The organism is Bacteroides sp. Phil13, from assembly GCF_001940965.1.
GTDB lineage: Bacteria > Bacteroidota > Bacteroidia > Bacteroidales > Bacteroidaceae > Bacteroides > Bacteroides intestinalis.
The window spans coordinates 33,808-52,814 of sequence record NZ_MSHA01000093.1 but is presented as its reverse complement, the minus strand read 5'-3'; the positions used below and the strand labels follow the sequence as shown (position 1 = coordinate 52,814).

The window sequence follows — 19,007 nt, the reverse complement described above, 5'->3', positions numbered from 1 at the left end:
TATAAATGAGAAAAATACCCAATACATTCGGACTTGATGTGAAAGCTACCGTGTTTCTGGAATACGGTTCGGTAGAAGAATTGGAGAAGTTGATTGCTGACGGGCGTATCACTTCTCCTTATCTGCATATTGGCGGAGGGAGTAATCTGTTGTTTACTGGAAATTATGAAGGAGTGATATTGCATTCGCGCATTGGTGGCATTGAAGTAATGGCTGAAAATGAAGAAAAGGTTTCGGTGTGTGTAGGTGCTGGTGTGGTATGGGATGATTTCGTGGCCTATTGCACGGAACGTGGTTGGTACGGGACTGAGAACCTGTCTCTTATACCTGGTGAGGTAGGAGCAGCAGCTGTACAGAATATTGGTGCCTATGGTGTAGAGGTGAAAGACTTGATTTCTTCCGTGGAGACGGTGAACATACAAGGAATGAAACATGTTTACCAAGTGGATGAATGTAATTACTCATATCGGAACAGTATTTTTAAAAATCCGGAAATGAAGCAGGTATTTGTCACGTATGTTTGCTTCTCTTTGAGTAAGAAAGAGCATTATACGCTGGATTACGGTACGATCCGCCAGGAGCTTGAAAAATATCCGAAAGTAGATTTGAAAACATTGCGCCGGGTGATCATTGATATTCGTGAAAGTAAATTGCCTGATCCGAAACTACTAGGTAATGCCGGGAGTTTTTTTATGAATCCTGTCGTCTCTCGTGAGGTCTTTGAGGCTTTGAGGGAAGAATATCCTCAAATGCCCTTTTATGAGATGGGGGCTGACCGGATAAAAATTCCTGCAGGCTGGATGATAGACCAATGTGGTTGGAAAGGTAAAGCGCTGGGGCCTGCTGCTGTGCATGATAAGCAGGCGTTGGTATTAGTAAACCGGGGTGGGGCAACGGGAGCTGAGATTGTAGCCCTTTCGGATGCCGTGCGGGCGTCAGTTCGCGAGAAGTTTGGTATTGACATTCATCCCGAAGTGAATTTTATTTGAAAGATTGATAATTAATAGGTAATAGACGTGAAACTAAGAATATTAGGGAGCGGAACATCGACAGGAGTGCCTGAAATAGGTTGTAAGTGTGAAGTTTGTACTTCTGCCGATCCGCGTGATAACCGTTTGCGTGCATCGTCTTTGTTGCATACGGATGATGCGGTGATATTGATTGATTGTGGACCGGATTTTCGGGAGCAGATGTTGCGTGCAGCTTCGTTTGAAAAAATAGATGGAGTGTTGATTACCCATGAACATTATGACCATGTAGGTGGGCTGGATGATCTTCGTCCTTTCTGTCGTTTCGGTGAAATACCTATATACTCCGATGAGTATACGGCAACTCACCTGCGTGCACGGATGCCTTATTGCTTTCTGGAGCATAAATACCCGGGTGTTCCTCAAATTTTCTTGCAGGAAGTGGAAGCCGGAAAAACGTTCTTCATCAATAATACGGAGATTACCCCTTTGCAGGTGATGCACGGGCGTCTGCCTATTCTGGGGTATCGTATCGGTAAACGTATGGCTTATATTACAGATATGCTGACTATGCCCGAAGAATCCTATGAACAATTACATGACTTGGATGTTCTGGTTGTAAATGCCTTACGCGTAAAACCGCATCCTACGCATCAGAGTATTTCCGAGGCTTTGGAAACGGCGAAGCGTATTGGCGCACGGGAAACTTATTTTATCCATATGAGTCATCATGCCGGATTGCATGTCGAGCTTGAAAAACAGCTTCCGCCTGATGTACATTTGACCTTTGATGGTATGGAAATTGAGTTTTGAGGCACAGGCATTCTAAAACTTTTTTATATCTACTAAAGTTTTTGAAACATTTGTTTTGTTTTATTAGTAGAAATAATTATTTTTGCCGAAACTTGATGCCTGAAAAACCATGAAGTTACGTCTTATCATAAGAATTGCCGTGATTGTGTCCATAGTATTGCTATGTACGGGGTTCGGGGTGTATTCATTCTTCAGGTTGAATGAGGTGGAGAGTCAGAAAGATTTTAATCTTTATACTTTAGTCCCTCAAAGTGCAATGGCTGTGTTGGAGACAGATCGCATGGCTGAGCTGGTTGATGGTATTAATCAACTGAGTTGCAGCAAAGATAATCACTTCCTTTATGCTTCCGAACTCTTTGTCTATCTGAAAAACTATCTGCATACCTTGCTCGATGATACTCCGCATGGTCTTAGTAAGCAGATGAATAAAATGCTTATCAGTTTCCATGAACCGGATAACCCATTGAATCAGGTGTTGTATTGCAGTCTGGGTTCGGGAGATTATGAGTTGGTGGAGTCGTTTATCAGGAAATATAGTTCCAGTGCATTTCCTTCTAAATTCTTTGATTACAGGGGTGAAGAGATTAGTATTTATCCTATGCCTGAGGGGCGCTTTTTGGCGGCATATTTTACCCCGGACTTCCTGGCTATTAGTTTTCAGAAACGATTGGTGGAACAAGTGATCGATGCACGACTTTCTAAGAAATCATTAATAGATATGCCCTCATTCAAACTGATGCATGCAGGAAAGAATACGAATGTGGAAGCTACGGTGTATGTGCGCATCAAGTCGGTGGATATGGGGAAAAATACGGATGGCATTCGTTCGCAAACCTATCTGGGAAGTTGGGCGGAGTTTGATTTGAAGCTGAATGAAACTGCTATTTATTGTTCAGGTATCAGTCATGGCTCGGACACTACACGTACTTTTATCAATGCTTTACGCCATCAGCAACCGGTGGAGGGGTTTCCGGGAGAACAACTTCCACTCTCTACTTTCTTTTATGACTGTTGGGCTATTTCAGATATGGATGCCATGTGTAGTTTTACGGCAGAGCAGGAATATGCCAAAGCTACTTATTCCGATTATATCAAAGAGAGGGATGAGGAGTGGATGGACTTTCTGAAGACTTATGCGGGAGATCAGGTGATTTCTTGCCTCTTCGAGCCGAAAGATACATTAAGTGAGTATCCATGTGCAGTGATGAGTGTTCCGGTGAAGAATATGTCGCAGGCTGAACGTCGTTTGCAATCACTGCTTTATACTTCTCCCAAGGAAGTGGATGCACCTCCTGTTCCGCAGGAGCGTCCTGATTATCATCTTTATCCCAAAGCATGGGGACACCGTTATTATGTATTGCCTCGAAATACTTTACTGACCCAGTTGACAGGTATCACGGAATCGGCTCTTTATACATATGTCTGTTTTTATCGTGGACATTTGTTGATGGCGCCGGATGTGGTTAGTCTTACTGCCTATATAGATGCTATGGAGAATGGAGAGGTGCTGGATGATACGGCGCTTTACGAGGAAGGAATAGGAAGTCTTTCACCATCGTATAGCTTTGTGATGATGGTGGATATGGAAAGGATGGTAGAGCAGCCGGAAACATATGTACGCCTGATACCTAACTTTTTCTTTCGTCAGGCGAAGTTTTTTCGCCACTTTATACTTTCTATACAGTTTACTTGTGTAGAAGAGGTGGTATATCCGAATTTGGTGCTTTTATACAAAGGGTAAATGGGAGGTTCAAAATGCTTGTAATTATATAATAAAAAAGAGGAGAATTATTCTCCTCTTTTTTATTATATCTAAATTTTATATATTTTAGAACGGCAGATCGTCTTTAGCATCACCTGCCAAGAATTCTGGTGCGGCAGTCGGTGCCGGTGGCGGAACAGGTGCACCCGGTACACCGGCAGGAGCTGCAGCGCTGACACGCTCTACTTTCCATGCACGGATACTGTTGAACCAACGGTCTTGCCATTGGCGTGCATCCACATCAAATGATACGGTCAGTTCTTCACCCATCTGGATGTTAAACTGTTCTATTTTGTCTGCTCCGAAAACATCGAAACACATTTTGCGGGGATATTGGCCGTGGTCTTCAATCACGTATTCTTGTGCTTTCCACTCATTGCCCGACTTTGCCACTCCGCCTCTTGGCTGGAGTATAGCGATAATTTTTCCTGTAAATTCCATTGCATTCTTTTTAAATGATGCGGCGAAGTTACAATATTTTAGGGAAATCCGGAGAAGTTCCGGACGTTTTTTCTTAATTTTCTTTGTTGTGGGAAGATCTTTTTTTGTAACTTTGTCCGATACTATGAAGTTATAGTACGAATAGGGAATAATATAAAACTTAAATACACAGAATATATGAAATTTATCGTTTCGAGTACTGCGCTCTCCAGCCATTTACAGGCTATCAGCCGTGTGATTAATTCGAAGAATGCGTTGCCCATTTTGGATTGTTTCCTCTTTGAACTGAAAGATGGAACATTGTCGGTTACTGTTTCTGATAGTGAAACGACGATGGTAACATCAGTTGAAGTGAATGAAAGTGATGCTGACGGACGTTTTGCCGTGGCTGCTAAAACAATTCTGGATGCTTTGAAGGAAATCCCCGAGCAACCGCTGTCGTTTGAAGTAAATACTGATTCCTTGGAAATCACAGTACAGTATCAAAACGGTAAGTATAGTCTGATGGGGCAAAATGCCGATGAATTTCCTCAATCGGCTATGCTGGGCGATAATGCCGTACGTGTAGAGATGGAAGCATCCGTATTGTTGGGTGGCATTAATCGTGCCGTATTTGCTACGGCTGATGATGAACTTCGTCCGGTGATGAATGGTATCTATTTTGATATCACCACAGAAGATATTACAATGGTGGCATCTGATGGTCACAAACTGGTACGTTGCAAAACATTAGCGGCCAAAGGTAATGAACGTGCAGCATTCATTCTGCCTAAAAAACCGGCTTCGTTGATTAAGAACTTGTTGCCTAAAGAACAAGGACAGGTTGTTATTGAGTTCGATGAGCGTAATGCTGTATTTACATTGGAGAAATATCGCATGGTATGTCGTCTGATTGAAGGACGTTATCCTAATTATAATTCGGTAATACCGCAGAATAATCCTTATAAAGTGACTGTAGACCGTATACAGTTGGTAGGTGCACTACGTCGTGTATCTATTTTCTCGTCACAGGCAAGTAGTCTTATCAAGTTGCGTATGCAGCCCAATCAGATTGTGATTTCAGCCCAGGACATTGATTTCTCTACTTCTGCTGAAGAAACATTGGCTTGCCAGTATGATGGCAATCCGATGAGTATTGGTTTTAAATCGACTTTCCTGATTGATATTTTGAATAATATTGCTGCTGATGAAGTGATAATTGAACTGGCAGACCCGTCACGTGCAGGTGTCATCATCCCCGTTGAACAAGAAGAAAATGAGGACTTGCTGATGCTGCTGATGCCGATGATGCTGAATGATTAAAAAAATAATAGAGTTAACGAGGAACGAGTTGACAAGGAGACAAGGGCTGTGCTGTTATGCTGGGAATGCCTTGTTCCCTTGTCAACTCGTTCCCTTGTCAACTGTAAAATAGAAGAATAATGAAATTAAACCTCAAAAACCCGATTGTTTTTTTTGATTTAGAGACGACCGGAACGAGTATCAATGTAGACCGTATCGTTGAAATCTGTTATCTCAAAGTACATCCCAATGGTAATGAGGAAGCAAAAACACTTCGTATTAATCCGGAAATGCATATTCCCGAAGGCGCATCTGCCGTTCATGGTATCTATGATGCGGATGTGGTAGATTGCCCTACCTTCAAAGAAGTGGCCCGTACCATTGCCAATGATATAGAAGGATGTGACCTAGCAGGATTTAATTCCAACCGTTTTGATATTCCCGTGCTGGCCGAAGAATTTCTTCGTGCCGGTGTAGATATTGACCTGAGCCGCCGCAAGTTTGTGGATGTACAGGTCATTTTCCATAAATTAGAGCAACGTACACTTTCTGCTGCTTATAAATTCTATTGTGGAAAGAATCTGGAGGATGCACATACGGCGGCAGCTGATACACAAGCTACTTACGAGGTGCTGATGGCACAGCTGGACCGTTATCCGGAATTGCAGAATGACATCGCTTTCCTGGCTGAATATTCCAGCTTTAACAAGAATGTGGATTTTGCCGGACGTATGGTTTATGATGATAATGGCGTGGAAGTATTCAACTTTGGAAAATACAAAGGGATGTCGGTGACAGATGTATTGAAGCGTGATCCGGGTTATTATAGCTGGATACTGAACAGTGACTTTACACTGAATACCAAGGCAATGTTGACTAAGATACGTCTACGTGAATTAACTAATAAGTAGTATCATGGCGAATACACTGAAAGGGAAGAAAATAGTATTAGGTATAACCGGAAGCATTGCTGCCTATAAAGCTTGTTATATAATCCGGGGATTGATAAAACAAGGTGCTGAAGTACAGGTTGTCATAACTCCTGCGGGGAAAGAATTTATAACTCCAATTACGCTTTCGGCGTTGACGAGTAAACCGGTCATCAGTGAGTTTTTTGCCCAGCGTGACGGCACATGGAATAGCCATGTGGATCTGGGCTTATGGGCGGATGCTATGCTTATAGCTCCGGCTACTGCTTCGACGATTGGCAAAATGGCCAACGGTGTGGCTGACAATATGCTGATAACGACTTATTTGTCGGCTAAAGCTCCGGTATTTGTGGCACCTGCCATGGATCTCGATATGTATGCCCACCCTTCTACACAAAAGAATCTGGATACGCTTCGTTCTTACGGAAATCATATTATAGAACCGGGCACGGGAGAACTTGCCAGCCATCTGGTAGGTAAGGGACGTATGGAAGAGTCGGAAGTCATTATTCAGCATCTGGCGAATTATTTTGCTGGGAAAGAAGGTGATTTGCGAGGTAAGACCATTATGATCACTGCCGGACCTACTTATGAAAAGATTGATCCGGTGCGTTTCATCGGAAATTATTCTTCCGGTAAAATGGGTTTTGCTATTGCTGATGAATGTGCTGCCCGTGGAGCTAAGGTTATTATGGTATCAGGTCCGGTGCAACAGCAATTGAAATATCCGGCAAATTGGTTTGCTGTGGAATCGGCAGATCAGATGTATGCTACGGCGTGTAACTTTTTTGTAGAGGCTGATGCTGCTATTCTTTCGGCTGCTGTTGCCGATTTTACACCGGAACAAGTTGCTGATGCCAAGATAAAGCGGGAAAAGGAAGGGGAAATGACGTTGCGTTTGAAACCTACGAAAGACATTGCTGCCTGTCTGGGACAGATGAAGAAAGAACGTCAGGTATTGGTAGGTTTTGCTCTGGAAACGAATGACGAACAACATAACGCTGAAGATAAGTTGCAACGGAAGAATCTGGATTTTATCGTGTTGAATTCCCTGAATGATAAGGGGGCCGGTTTCCGGTGCGATACGAATAAAATCAGTATCATCGACCGTGAAAGTAAGACGGACTTTCCGTTGAAATCAAAGGCAGAAGTAGCTACGGATATTGTAGATCGTCTAGTGGAAGTATTGAAGAATAAGTAAATAAGCTAGTGAGGAATAAGACACTTTATATGACTCTGTTTCTGGTTGTGGTGGTGTTAAAGTCTGCTGCCCAGGAATTGAATTGTAAATTTACGGTGAATTATTCTCAGATACAAGGTACGAGTACGCAGGTTTTCACTACGCTTGAAAATGCTTTGATGGAGTTTATCAATACCCGTCGGTGGACGCAGGCGCAGTATGAAATGAATGAACGGATTCGTTGCTCTATGAACTTGACAGTGAAAGAGTATAATGAGGCGGACGGGCGTTGGAAATGTGAGTTGATAGTGCAGTCTACACGCCCTGTCTGGCAATCCGGTTATCAGACGGTAGTTTTTAGCTTTAAAGATACGGATGTTGCTTTCAACTATCGTGAGTTTGATCCGCTGGAACTGCGGGATAATGTTATTGACAGTAATCTGACGGCAGTAATTGCTTACTATGCTTATATGATTATCGGACTGGACATGGACACGATGGCTCCACAAGGTGGTACGGAGTTTTTTCGGGCGGCTGAGGATATTGTAACAGCTGCACAGAATCTTGGTGAAACCGGTTGGAAAGCGTTCGATAGCAGTCGGAATCGTTATGCGTTGGTTTCCGATTATCTGGAAGATGGTATGACGCCTTTGCGCAAATTGATGTATGGGTATCATCGTACAGGTATGGATGAACTTTCAGTGAATGCTGCCCGTGCCCGTGCTACAATAACATCTATGCTTAGCGGTCTGAAAGAGGCGCAGCAGAATAAACCTATGTCGGCATTGCCCGGTTTGTTTACTGAAATAAAAAAAGATGAATTGATTAATCTTTATTCCCGTGCTGCAATGAAGGAAAAGGAAGAGGTTTGTGAGCTGCTTTCTTCTGTCAATCCTTCGCTGACTACCGAGTGGGAAAAGATAAAACAATAATAGGAAGTGAGTAAGATTTAAAATTGTAAATAAGTCATGTTACGTTCGCTTTACATACAGAATTACGCGCTTATAGAAAAGCTTGATATTAGCTTTGGTGCAGGTTTCTCCGTTATCACGGGTGAGACGGGTGCCGGTAAGTCTATCATACTGGGTGCTATCGGCTTGTTGCTGGGTCAGCGTGCCGAAGTAAAAGCCATTCGCCAGGGTGCATCGAAGTGTGTGATTGAGGCCCGTTTTGATATTTCAGCTTATGGTATGGAGCCTTTTTTTGAAGAGAATGAACTGGAATATGAAGAAGAGTGTATCTTGCGTCGTGAGGTGTATGCATCCGGCAAAAGCCGTGCATTTATCAATGATACTCCGGCTTCGCTTGTACAAATGAAAGAACTGGGTGAACAGTTAATTGACGTGCATTCTCAGCACCAGAATCTTTTGTTGAATAAAGAAGGATTCCAGTTGAATGTACTCGATATATTGTCTCATAATGATGAACAACTTTCCGTTTATCAATCTTTGTACAGAGAATGGAAGCAGACACAACAGGATCTGGCTGATCTTATAGCCCGTGCTGAGCAGAATAAGGCAGATGAAGACTATATCCGTTTCCAGTTGGAACAGTTGGAAGAAGCGAATTTATCTGCAGGTGAACAGGAAGAACTGGAACAAGAGACGGATACATTGAGCCATGCTGAAGAAATAAAGGCCGGTTTGTTCCGTGTCGGGCAGTTGCTGACCTCTGATGAAGGCGGTTTGCTGGCTGGGTTGAAGGAAAGTCTGAATACAATGCTTGGTCTGCAAAAGGTCTATTCTCCGGCTATAGAACTTGCTGAACGTCTGGAAAGTACATATATTGAATTGAAAGATGTTTCTCAGGAGGTTTCTTCTCAGGAAGAGGATGTCGAGTTTAACCCTGAGCGTCTGGAAGAGGTGAACGATCGCTTGAATCTGATTTATACCTTACAGCAAAAGCATAGAGTAACTACCGTAGAAGAGTTGTTGGCGCTTACTGAGGAATATGCAGCAAAGTTGGCCGCCATTACTTCTTATGATGAACGTATCGGTGAGTTGACCACTCTTTGCGATACCTTATATAATAAGGTGAAAAAGCAGGCTGCTGTTCTTACCAAAGCCCGTACCGGTGCTGCCCGTGAAGTGGAGAAGCAGATGGCTTCACGTTTGGTTCTGTTGGGTATGCCTAATGTGCGTTTTCAGGTGGAAATGGGAATGAGAAAAGAACCTGGCGTACACGGTGAAGATACTGTAAATTTTCTCTTTTCTGCCAATAAGAACGGCGCATTGCAAAGCATTTCATCGGTAGCTTCCGGTGGTGAAATTGCACGTGTCATGTTGTCCATCAAGGCCATGATAGCGGGTGCGGTGAAATTGCCCACTATTGTATTCGATGAAATAGATACAGGAGTATCCGGTGAGATTGCCGACCGTATGGCGGACATTATGCAGGAAATGGGCGAACAGGATCGCCAGGTAATCAGTATTACCCATCTGCCGCAAATTGCTGCGCGCGGATGTGCACATTATAAAGTATATAAGCAAGATAATGAAACCGAAACCAACAGCCACATACGCCGTCTGGCAGATGAGGAGAGGGTAGAGGAAATAGCCCATATGCTAAGTGGGGCTACTTTGACAGAAGCTGCTTTGAATAATGCAAAGGCGCTTCTTGGTATCAAAAGATAGCCTTTAATTTTTAATTTCTAATTTTAAATTCTCAAAGATGGTTGATAAGAGTGAAATGATTTTCGGCGTTCGCGCTGTGATAGAAGCAATACAGGCAGGAAAGGAATTCGATAAGATTCTGGTGAAGAAAGACATTCAGAGCGATTTATCCAAAGAACTTTTTGCTGCACTAAAAGGAACTTTGATTCCGGTGCAACGTGTTCCGGTGGAACGCATTAACCGCATTACCCGTAAGAACCATCAAGGGGTGATTGCTTTTATTTCATCCGTTACGTATCAGAAGACAGAAGACTTGGTGCCCTTTCTTTTCGAAGAGGGCAAGAATCCGTTGTTCGTCATGTTGGATGGTGTGACCGATGTTCGTAACTTTGGTGCTATAGCCCGTACCTGTGAGTGTGCAGCGGTAGATGCTGTTATTATTCCTGCTAAAGGAAGTGTAACGGTGAATGCAGATGCAATGAAAACATCTGCCGGAGCCTTGCATGTGCTGCCGGTTTGCCGTGAGCAGAATCTGAAGACTACATTGCAATATCTCAAAGATAGTGGTTTCCGCATTGTGGCAGCTACGGAAAAGGGGGACTATGATTATACTAAAGCTGATTATACAGGACCGATGTGTATCATAATGGGAGCTGAGGATAAAGGCGTTTCCTATGAGAACCTGGCTCTTTGTGATGAATGGGTGAAAATCCCGATGCTGGGTACTATCGAGTCGCTCAATGTTTCTGTTGCGGCAGGTATTTTGATTTATGAAGCTGTGAAACAAAGAACCAACTAAGATATGAAAAAGAACTTGTTGTTGACACTCACCCTCTGTTTGCTGGCACAGTGGAGTGTAGCTCAGGCACCCAAATGGGTGGAAAAAGCCAAGCGTGCTGTTTTCTCGGTAGTCACATACGACGAGAGTGATAAGATACTCAATACGGGAAACGGATTTTTTGTTACCGAGGATGGAATGGCTCTGTCTGATTATAGTCTGTTTAAAGGTGCGCAACGTGCCGTAGTCATTAATTCAGAGGGCGAACAAATGCCTGTGGAAGTTATCATGGGAGCAAACGATATGTACGATGTTGTGAAGTTCCGTGTAGCGATCTCAGGGAAAAAAGTACCTGCATTAGTGGTATCTCCTACGGCTCCGACTGTAGGTACAAGTGTCTACTTGTTGCCTTATTCTACACAAAAGGACCGTTCTTATACTGCCGGACAGGTAAAAGAAGAATCTAAGGTAGAGGGGCAATACCATTATTATACGCTTGATATGCATCTGAAAGACAAGATGGTAAGTTGTCCGGTAATGACTGCTGACGGACAAGTTTTCGGTCTTGCACAGAAATCTTCAGGAAAAGATACAGCTACCATTTGCTATGCGGTAGGCGCTGATTATGCTATGTCTCAGAAGATCAGTCCTCTTTCTTTTAATGATCATGCTTTATCAAGTATTGGCATTAAGAAAGCCTTACCTGATACAGAAGAACAAGCGTTGGTATATCTTTATATGGCTTCTTCACAGCAAACTCCGGAGCAATATGCCGAATTGCTGAATGATTTTATTGCCCAGTATCCTAATAGTGCCGATGGTTATTTTCGTCGTGCCAACAGTCAAATGTATTTGTCGAAAGAAATAAGTTCGATGGATAAGGTGGCTGCTGATATAGATAAAGCACTTGAGGTAGCACAAAAGAAAGATGATGCATACTTCAATCGTGCCAAATTAATTTATAATTATCAGTTGACTAAACCGGAAACCACCTATAAAGATTGGACATATGACAAAGCATTGGATGAAGTTCGTAAAGCAATAACAATTGAGGAACTTCCGGTTTATGTTCAGTTGGAAGGTGATATTCAGTTTGCTAAAAAAGACTATGCAGCAGCTCTTGCCAGCTATGAGAAAGTAAATAAAACCAATATTGTTTCTCCTGCTACATTCTTTAGTGCTGCTAAGACAAAAGAATTGATGGAAGCAGCTCCGGAAGAAGTGTTGGCTTTGATGGATAGCTGTATAGCACATTGCCTGCAACCGTACACTGAAGATGCTGCCCCTTATCTGTTGGAACGTGCCCAAGCACGCATGAATGCCGGACAGGGGCGTAATGCAATGCTTGATTATGATGAATATTATAAAGCTGTGCGTGGTAATGTGAATGATGTGTTTTACTATTACCGTGAACAAGCCGCTTTCCAAGCAAAACAATTCCAACGTGCGTTGGATGATATGGCAAAAGCAATTGAACTTAATCCGAAAGAGTTGACTTATCGTTCGGAACTTGCTGCGGTGAATATTCGCGTGGGTAGAAATGAAGAAGCTATTAAAGTTCTGAAAGATGCCTTGACAATTGATCCTAAATATGCTGAAGCTTATCGTTTGATGGGAGTTGCACAATTGCAGTTGAAGCAGAATAAGGAGGCTTGTGCTAGTTTTGCGAAAGCAAAAGAGCTGGGTGATCCGAACGTTGATGCCTTGATTGAGAAGCATTGTAAGTAGTTGCAATACAGATGATATGTCTGTAAAAAAGGCTCTGCTTTCACAAGCCGAGCCTTTATCGGGAAACTCCCGTGTCAAAAAAGAATTAGCTAAGTCTAGGTTTTTAAAACAGGTATAAGTGAATTTTTCTTTTGTGTATAATCCTATTAGGTAAATGCATGAAGTTGCAGAATACTGCATAGAATATCTGTTTTTTTTCTTGCATAAATCGTAAATTGTTGAATATTAAAATATTATTGGAATGAAAAAAGTAATTTGCAGTCAGAAAGCACCGGGAGCTATCGGTCCTTACAGCCAGGCTATCGAAGCGAATGGAATGATATTTGTATCTGGTCAGTTGCCTATTGATGCAGCTGCCGGAAAGATGGCAGAAGGGGCTGAAGCACAAGCCCGCCAGTCATTGGAGAATGTTAAGCATATCCTTGGAGAAGCAGGTTTGACGATGGCAAATATTGTCAAAACTACTGTTTTCCTGCAAGATATGTCATTATTTGCAGATATGAATAAAGTATATGCCACCTATTTCGATGGTGATTTCCCTGCTCGTTCGGCCGTTGCAGTGAAAGCTCTGCCGAAAGATGCTTTAGTGGAGATCGAGTGTATCGCAGTTCGCTAACAGATCAGCAACAATAAAGCTACTGCCTCCTACGAAGATAAAGTCTTCCGGGAGGCTTTTTTCTTGTGCCGCCTGCACGGCGGAAGGGACATCCGGGTAACAACTTCCTTGTAATCCGGCTTCAAAGGCAAGCTGGTGAAGCTCATTTTCGGGTAATGCACGTTTGACGCTGGCTTTCGTGAAATAATATTCAGCGTCTTTGGGCAGTAATGCCAATACACCACGTATGTCTTTGTCATTCACCATACCTATAATCATATGTAACTTTCGGTAAGATTGCTGTTTCAATTGCTCTGTGATATATGTGATACCACCTACATTATGTCCGGTATCACATATCAGAGTAGGGTTGTCCTGCAATTTCTGCCAACGTCCCATCAGGCCGGTTAGTTCACAAACATGTGCAAAACCACTACGGACAGCCTGCTCACTCAGATTGTATCCGGCTTGCTGTAGCTGTGCGATGGCTGTGAGTAAAGTATGGGTATTCTTAGCTTGGTATAATCCTTTTAGTTCACATTCCAATCCGGGGTAATCATCTTTTTTGTTTTCTTCTGCAAAGAAAATGGGCGCATCCACTTCGCGAGCCTTTTTTGTAAATACAGGTTTTGTTTCGGGAGTGGTTTCTCCGATTACAACGGGTATTCTGCTTTTGATAATACCGGCTTTTTCTCCTGCTATCTTCTCTAATGTATTACCGAGGAACTGGGTATGATCAAAACTTATATTGGTGATAATACATAAATCAGGATGTATAATATTGGTACAATCCAGTCTTCCACCCAGTCCTACTTCAATAACTGCTACATCTACATGTTCATCGGCGAAATAACGGAATGCCATAGCAGTAGTCAATTCAAAGAAAGAAGGATGCAGAGGTTCGAAGAAATTTCGTTCTTTTTCTACAAATCGGACTACATACTCTTCCGGGATGGATTGTCCATTCACTCGAATACGCTCGCGGAAGTCCACAAGGTGTGGAGAAGTGTAAAGTCCTACCCGATATCCTGCTTCCTGCAAAATGGCGGCAAGTGTGTGCGAACATGAGCCTTTTCCATTAGTTCCCCCTACATGGATGCTGTGGAAGTGCTGGTGCGGGTGGCCGAAGTGTTCGTCCAGTGCTAGTGTATTCTCTAAACCTTCCTTGTATGCTGAACTTCCCACCTGTTGAAACATGGGGACACTGTTATATAAGTATAATAAAGTGTTCTGATAATCCATCTTTTAAAATATTTAACGAGAAAGCAAGCTATTCTCTCTTTTTAATTCCTATCTTAGAAGCTGCAAAGATAATGCAAACTGAGAGCAGAATAAAATGAACTTGTTCATTTTTTATGTCGAAGTGCAGCTTATCTTCGCTTTGGAGGCAAATATATCAACATTTTAAATCTAAAAGAGTATGGGAACAAAGAAAAATTTTGTGATTGATACGAATGTGATCCTTCACGACTATAACTGTCTTAAGAATTTCCAAGAGAACGACATTTATCTTCCCATCGTAGTTCTTGAAGAATTGGACAAATTCAAGAAAGGGAATGAACAGATAAACTTCAATGCCCGTGAATTTCTCCGTGAACTCGATTTAGTTACCGATGACAATCTTTTCAATAAAGGTGCCTCTCTGGGCGAAGGTCTGGGAAGTTTATTTGTGATAGCCGGTTCGGTGGATGCTCCGGATGTGTTCGACTCATTCCCCGAGCGTATTCCCGATCATAAGATTCTGGCTGTAGTGGACTGGCTGACACGCCAGAAGAAGGATATGAAAACTATCCTGGTGACTAAAGATGTGAATCTCCGGATGAAAGCACGTTCCATAGGTCTGCTTTGCGAAGATTACATCAACGATAAGGTGATAAATGTGGATATATTTGAAAAGTCAAATGAGGTGTTCGAAGGAATTGATCCTGCTTTGATAGACCGAATTTATTCTTCCAGAGAAGGACTGGATATCAGTGAGTTTGATTTCAAAGATATTATTCACCCGAATGAATGTTTTATCCTGAAGAGTGACAGGAATAGTGTTCTTGCACGTTACAATCCTTTTACACATACAATCTGCCGGGTAAATAAAACAAAGAATTATGGTATTGAACCCAGAAATGCTGAACAAAGTTTTGCTTTCGAAGTGTTGACTGATCCTAATATTAAGTTGGTTGCTCTGACGGGTAAAGCTGGTACAGGAAAGACTCTGCTAGCTTTAGCAGCTGCCCTTAGTCAGATGAATGATTATAAACAGATTCTGCTGGCACGTCCGATTGTTGCTCTATCCAATAAAGACATTGGCTTCCTACCGGGTGATGCAAAAGAGAAAGTGGCACCTTACATGCAGCCCTTGTTCGATAATCTGAATGTCATTAAGCGTCAGTTTGCTTCTAATTCTACTGAAGTAAAACGTTTGGAAGATATGCAGAAAAGCGAGCAGCTGGTAATCGAGGCGTTAGCTTTCATTCGCGGACGTAGTTTGAGTGAAACTTATTGCATCATTGATGAAGCACAAAACTTGACTCCACATGAAATAAAAACTATTATCACCCGTGCTGGCGAAGGAACCAAAATGGTGTTTACCGGTGATATTCAGCAGATAGACCAACCGTATCTGGACAGTCAGTCCAATGGCTTGGTTTACATGATTGATCGTATGAAAGATCAGAACCTTTTTGCTCATGTGAATTTGTTAAAAGGAGAGCGTAGTCAACTAAGTGAATTAGCTAGTAATTTGATGTAACAGAGCTTTATAGGCAATAAATATGGCGGCAAGGTTATATACGTAACTTTGCCGCCATTTAATTTTATCACACATTTTTATCTTTTTCTTCCCATATTTGATAAAAAATAATGTATCTTTGCCTCGCCTAAAACAAAACTGTCAAACGAAATGAAACATAAATTTTTTCATCGATACCTCTCAGCAAAGGTATTGCCGATTTGGACTATTCTGTTGATCGATGTATTGATAATCGTTGTATCCAGCCTGTTGGCTTATGCACTTCGATATGATTTCCGGAGTATTTTCCTGGAATCCTCTACCATTGACAAAACGATTGTATGTACAGTTATTGTCAACTTGGTATTCTTTCGGATATTCCGCACATATTCCAATGTGTTGCGCTTTTCTTCGTTTATAGATATTATGCGCATCTTCGTTTCATTAACAGTGTCTTATGCGCTGCTGATGATTTCGAGTGTGCTTTTATCAAGCTACATGGATGTTCGCCTGGCACCTGTGAGCGTATTCTTCATGGCATATATTATTAGTTTTGCCATGATGTCTTGTTCGCGCATTGTTGTGAAGATGTTTTATGAACTGCTGAATTTCGATGGAAGTCATAGTGCCAATGTCTTTATTTATGGTGCTAAGGAGGCAGGAGTCAATATTGCTAAAGCATTGCGTGTAAATTTGCGTAATCACTATCGTCTGCGTGGTTTCATTGCCGATGAGCCGGAGCTGATAAATAAGGTGATGATGGGAGTGAAAGTATTTCCCAATGACGAGACGCTGATTGATGTACTGAACGATCGTGATGTGCATACCATTATTATTTCGCCTGCCAAGATGGAGGAACTGAAAAGATCAGATATGGCTGACCGTCTTTTGGCTCATAATATCAAATTAATGACTGCGCCTCCTTTGAGTGAATGGAGTGGGCAGACTTTGAACCGTACCCAACTGAAAGAAATACAGATTGAAGACCTCTTGCAACGTAACCCTATTGAAATCGATATCCATAAGGTAGCTTCTCATCTGGAAGGAAAACGGGTGATGATAACTGGTGCTGCCGGTTCTATCGGTAGTGAAATTATGCGTCAGGTAGCCTCTTTCAATCCTTATAAGTTGATTCTGGTAGATCAGGCAGAAACTCCGTTGCATGATATTCGTCTGGAGTTACAGGATCGTTGGCGTGATATTGATGCGGAAACGATTATTGCAGATATTTCCAATGCTACGCGTATGGAAGAAATCTTTAAAGAATATAAACCTCAGTATATTTTTCATGCGGCTGCTTACAAGCATGTGCCGATGATGGAGGACAATGTTTCAGAGTCTATTCAGATTAATGTGTATGGAACCCGTACTATTGCTGATTTGGCTGTGAAATATGGAGCTGAGAAGTTTGTAATGATTTCTACCGATAAAGCTGTAAACCCCACAAATGTGATGGGATGTTCCAAACGTATTTGTGAGATTTATGTACAGTCTTTGGCGAAGAAGCTGCAACAGAAAGGTGGGCATGTAACCCAATTCATTACGACACGTTTCGGCAATGTATTAGGCTCCAACGGTTCTGTAATTCCCCGCTTCCGCGATCAGATACAACGTGGTGGTCCGGTGACTGTTACTCATCCTGAAATTATCCGTTATTTCATGACGATTCCTGAAGCTTGCCGCTTGGTACTCGAAGCCGGTAGTATGGGAAATGGGGGTGAGATTTATATCTTTGATATGGGTAAGCCGGTGAAGATTGTAGATCTTGCCAAACGTATGATCAGTCTTTCAGGACGTACGGATGTGAAGATTGAGTTTACAGGACTACGCCATGGAGAAAAACTTTATGAAGAGTTGCTGAATGTAAAAGAGTTGACCAAACCGACTTACCATGAGAAGATCATGATTGCAACAGTCCGTGAATATGATTATGACGAAGTAAAAGAGCGTATCCAAAAACTGATAGATGTTAGTTATACTTATGATCAGATGAAGATTGTGTCAGCTATGAAGGATATTGTTCCTGAATTTATCAGTAAGAATTCATGTTTTGAAGCATTGGACAAGAAACCGGATTAAGTCATCCTGTAAGGAAATAGTAATAAATAAATGTAATGCCCCGTAACAATATACGTTAGATACACTAACAATATATGTTAAGGGGCATTACGTATAATGATATGTTGTGTGGTTCCTGCTATTTTCTACTGGAGAAATATTTCATGAACTGAGTACGTTCGAAGGTATTCACACCATTCAAATCGCTAACATTCAACATTCCTTTGAATTGAGAGATTGTTTCCATTCCTTTACGATCCATCCATAAATTCAGGAAACGGGTATATTCTGCTACAAGTGCATAACTGTTTTGATAGAATGCGCTACAGATTTCTACGGCTGAAGCTCCTGCAAGAATTGCTTTTACGATTCCTTCGGGAAAATGAATACCGCCTGATGCTGCGTAATCCAGCTTGTTTACTGCTGCTGAGGCAATACCTATCCAGCGTAAAGATTTAACCAGATCAGCTCCTGTACTGAATACATTTCCTGAGATTTGCTTCATCTTCTCGATATCGATATCCGGCTGATAGAAACGATTGAACAATACAACAGCGGCAGCTCCATTGGCATATAACTGGTCTATCAAAGCTATCGGATTAGTAAGGTTGTCGCCCAGCTTCATAATGATCGGAATGCGAACTGTCTTTTTGATGTGGCTGAGAATATCAATATGACGTTGTTCAAATGAACCGTAATTGTACTGAACACCTGTTTGTAACGCCAAAATATTAATTTCTATAGCATCAGCACCTGCAGCTTCCATTTGTTGTGCAAAGCCTACCCATTCAGCATCCTGATAGCAGTTGATACTGGCAATAACAGGAATAGGACATACTTTCTTAGTCTCTTTTATCAATTCTAGATATTCAGACAGCTTATGCTGGCGGACGTATTCTACCAAGTAATCACTGCCTTCCGGGTACATATTCGGATCTCCGAGCCAGTCAGCTTCCATCATGATCTGCTCCTCGAAAAGAGATTTCAGAACAATGGCACCGACACCGGCTTCATAGAATTTCTGATTTTTTTCAGCACTATCAGTTAAGCCTGAACTGCTGACGATAATCGGGTTTCTTAATTCTAACCCGGCAAAAGTAGTTTTTAATGTTGCCATGGTAATAATGTTTAATGAAT

Annotated in this window: 16 protein-coding genes; 13 read left to right on the top strand and 3 right to left on the bottom strand. The window is 42.0% G+C overall.

The window, feature by feature from the left end; genetic code table 11:
* Positions 1–5: 5 nt before the first annotated feature.
* The 3 genes from murB to BWI44_RS18615 all read left to right on the top strand — a co-directional run bounded on the left by murB (position 6) and on the right by BWI44_RS18615 (position 3,522).
* The gene (gene murB, locus BWI44_RS18625) at positions 6–989 is read left to right on the top strand and encodes a UDP-N-acetylmuramate dehydrogenase (RefSeq protein ID WP_044533983.1); all 984 of its coding nucleotides are present in this window, start codon (positions 6–8) and stop codon (positions 987–989) included.
* A gap of 27 nt (positions 990–1,016) precedes the next feature.
* Positions 1,017–1,781 (top strand): MBL fold metallo-hydrolase, encoded by a 765-nt coding sequence (locus BWI44_RS18620; RefSeq protein ID WP_044533984.1) that lies wholly within the window; start codon positions 1,017–1,019, stop codon positions 1,779–1,781.
* 109 nt (positions 1,782–1,890) lie between these two features.
* On the top strand, positions 1,891–3,522 hold the full coding sequence (locus tag BWI44_RS18615) for a hypothetical protein (RefSeq protein ID WP_044533985.1): 1,632 nt from the start codon (positions 1,891–1,893) through the stop codon (positions 3,520–3,522).
* A gap of 87 nt (positions 3,523–3,609) precedes the next feature.
* On the opposite strand, the gene BWI44_RS18610 is transcribed toward BWI44_RS18615, so the two are convergent.
* Positions 3,610–3,984 carry a DUF3127 domain-containing protein gene (locus tag BWI44_RS18610; protein ID WP_118223851.1) on the bottom strand — a complete coding sequence of 125 codons (375 nt, stop codon included), beginning with the start codon at positions 3,982–3,984 and terminating at the stop codon, positions 3,610–3,612.
* A 177-nt stretch (positions 3,985–4,161) separates the two neighbouring features.
* Between BWI44_RS18610 and dnaN the strand changes: the two genes are divergently transcribed.
* From dnaN to BWI44_RS18570, 8 genes are all read left to right on the top strand, one after another.
* Positions 4,162–5,286, top strand: coding sequence for a DNA polymerase III subunit beta (gene dnaN / locus BWI44_RS18605; protein ID WP_021967223.1), 1,125 nt, complete (start codon positions 4,162–4,164; stop codon positions 5,284–5,286).
* A gap of 119 nt (positions 5,287–5,405) precedes the next feature.
* A complete protein-coding gene (locus BWI44_RS18600; protein WP_007664979.1) occupies positions 5,406–6,176 on the top strand; it encodes a 3'-5' exonuclease in 771 nt (256 codons plus the stop codon).
* A gap of 4 nt (positions 6,177–6,180) precedes the next feature.
* Entirely contained in the window at positions 6,181–7,395 is a 1,215-nt protein-coding gene (gene coaBC / locus BWI44_RS18595; protein WP_044534227.1) for a bifunctional phosphopantothenoylcysteine decarboxylase/phosphopantothenate--cysteine ligase CoaBC, read from the top strand.
* 29 nt (positions 7,396–7,424) lie between these two features.
* The gene (gene porD, locus BWI44_RS18590; protein ID WP_007664973.1) at positions 7,425–8,306 is read left to right on the top strand and encodes a type IX secretion system protein PorD; all 882 of its coding nucleotides are present in this window, start codon (positions 7,425–7,427) and stop codon (positions 8,304–8,306) included.
* A 36-nt stretch (positions 8,307–8,342) separates the two neighbouring features.
* Complete coding sequence (recN, locus tag BWI44_RS18585; protein ID WP_044534228.1) at positions 8,343–10,007, top strand: DNA repair protein RecN; 1,665 nt, start codon at positions 8,343–8,345, stop codon at positions 10,005–10,007.
* Between the two features lie 37 nt (positions 10,008–10,044).
* Complete coding sequence (gene rlmB / locus BWI44_RS18580) at positions 10,045–10,785, top strand: 23S rRNA (guanosine(2251)-2'-O)-methyltransferase RlmB (protein ID WP_044534229.1); 741 nt, start codon at positions 10,045–10,047, stop codon at positions 10,783–10,785.
* Between the two features lie 3 nt (positions 10,786–10,788).
* A complete protein-coding gene (locus tag BWI44_RS18575) occupies positions 10,789–12,492 on the top strand; it encodes a serine protease (protein ID WP_195209686.1) in 1,704 nt (567 codons plus the stop codon).
* A 241-nt stretch (positions 12,493–12,733) separates the two neighbouring features.
* Positions 12,734–13,108, top strand: coding sequence for a RidA family protein (locus BWI44_RS18570; RefSeq protein ID WP_195209685.1), 375 nt, complete (start codon positions 12,734–12,736; stop codon positions 13,106–13,108).
* On the opposite strand, the gene BWI44_RS18565 is transcribed toward BWI44_RS18570, so the two are convergent.
* Positions 13,076–14,329 (bottom strand): bifunctional folylpolyglutamate synthase/dihydrofolate synthase, encoded by a 1,254-nt coding sequence (locus tag BWI44_RS18565; RefSeq protein ID WP_195209684.1) that lies wholly within the window; start codon positions 14,327–14,329, stop codon positions 13,076–13,078. The genes BWI44_RS18570 and BWI44_RS18565 overlap by 33 nt on opposite strands.
* A 178-nt stretch (positions 14,330–14,507) precedes the next feature.
* Here BWI44_RS18565 and BWI44_RS18560 point away from each other — a divergent pair, with 178 nt between their 5' ends.
* The gene (locus BWI44_RS18560; RefSeq protein WP_007664946.1) at positions 14,508–15,833 is read left to right on the top strand and encodes a PhoH family protein; all 1,326 of its coding nucleotides are present in this window, start codon (positions 14,508–14,510) and stop codon (positions 15,831–15,833) included.
* A 150-nt stretch (positions 15,834–15,983) separates the two neighbouring features.
* Positions 15,984–17,891 (top strand): polysaccharide biosynthesis protein, encoded by a 1,908-nt coding sequence (locus BWI44_RS18555; protein ID WP_021967222.1) that lies wholly within the window; start codon positions 15,984–15,986, stop codon positions 17,889–17,891.
* Between the two features lie 118 nt (positions 17,892–18,009).
* Here the strand turns inward: BWI44_RS18555 and BWI44_RS18550 are convergent, their stop codons facing one another.
* Positions 18,010–18,987, bottom strand: coding sequence for a dihydroorotate dehydrogenase-like protein (locus BWI44_RS18550; protein WP_195209683.1), 978 nt, complete (start codon positions 18,985–18,987; stop codon positions 18,010–18,012).
* Between the last annotated feature and the right edge of the window lie 20 nt (positions 18,988–19,007).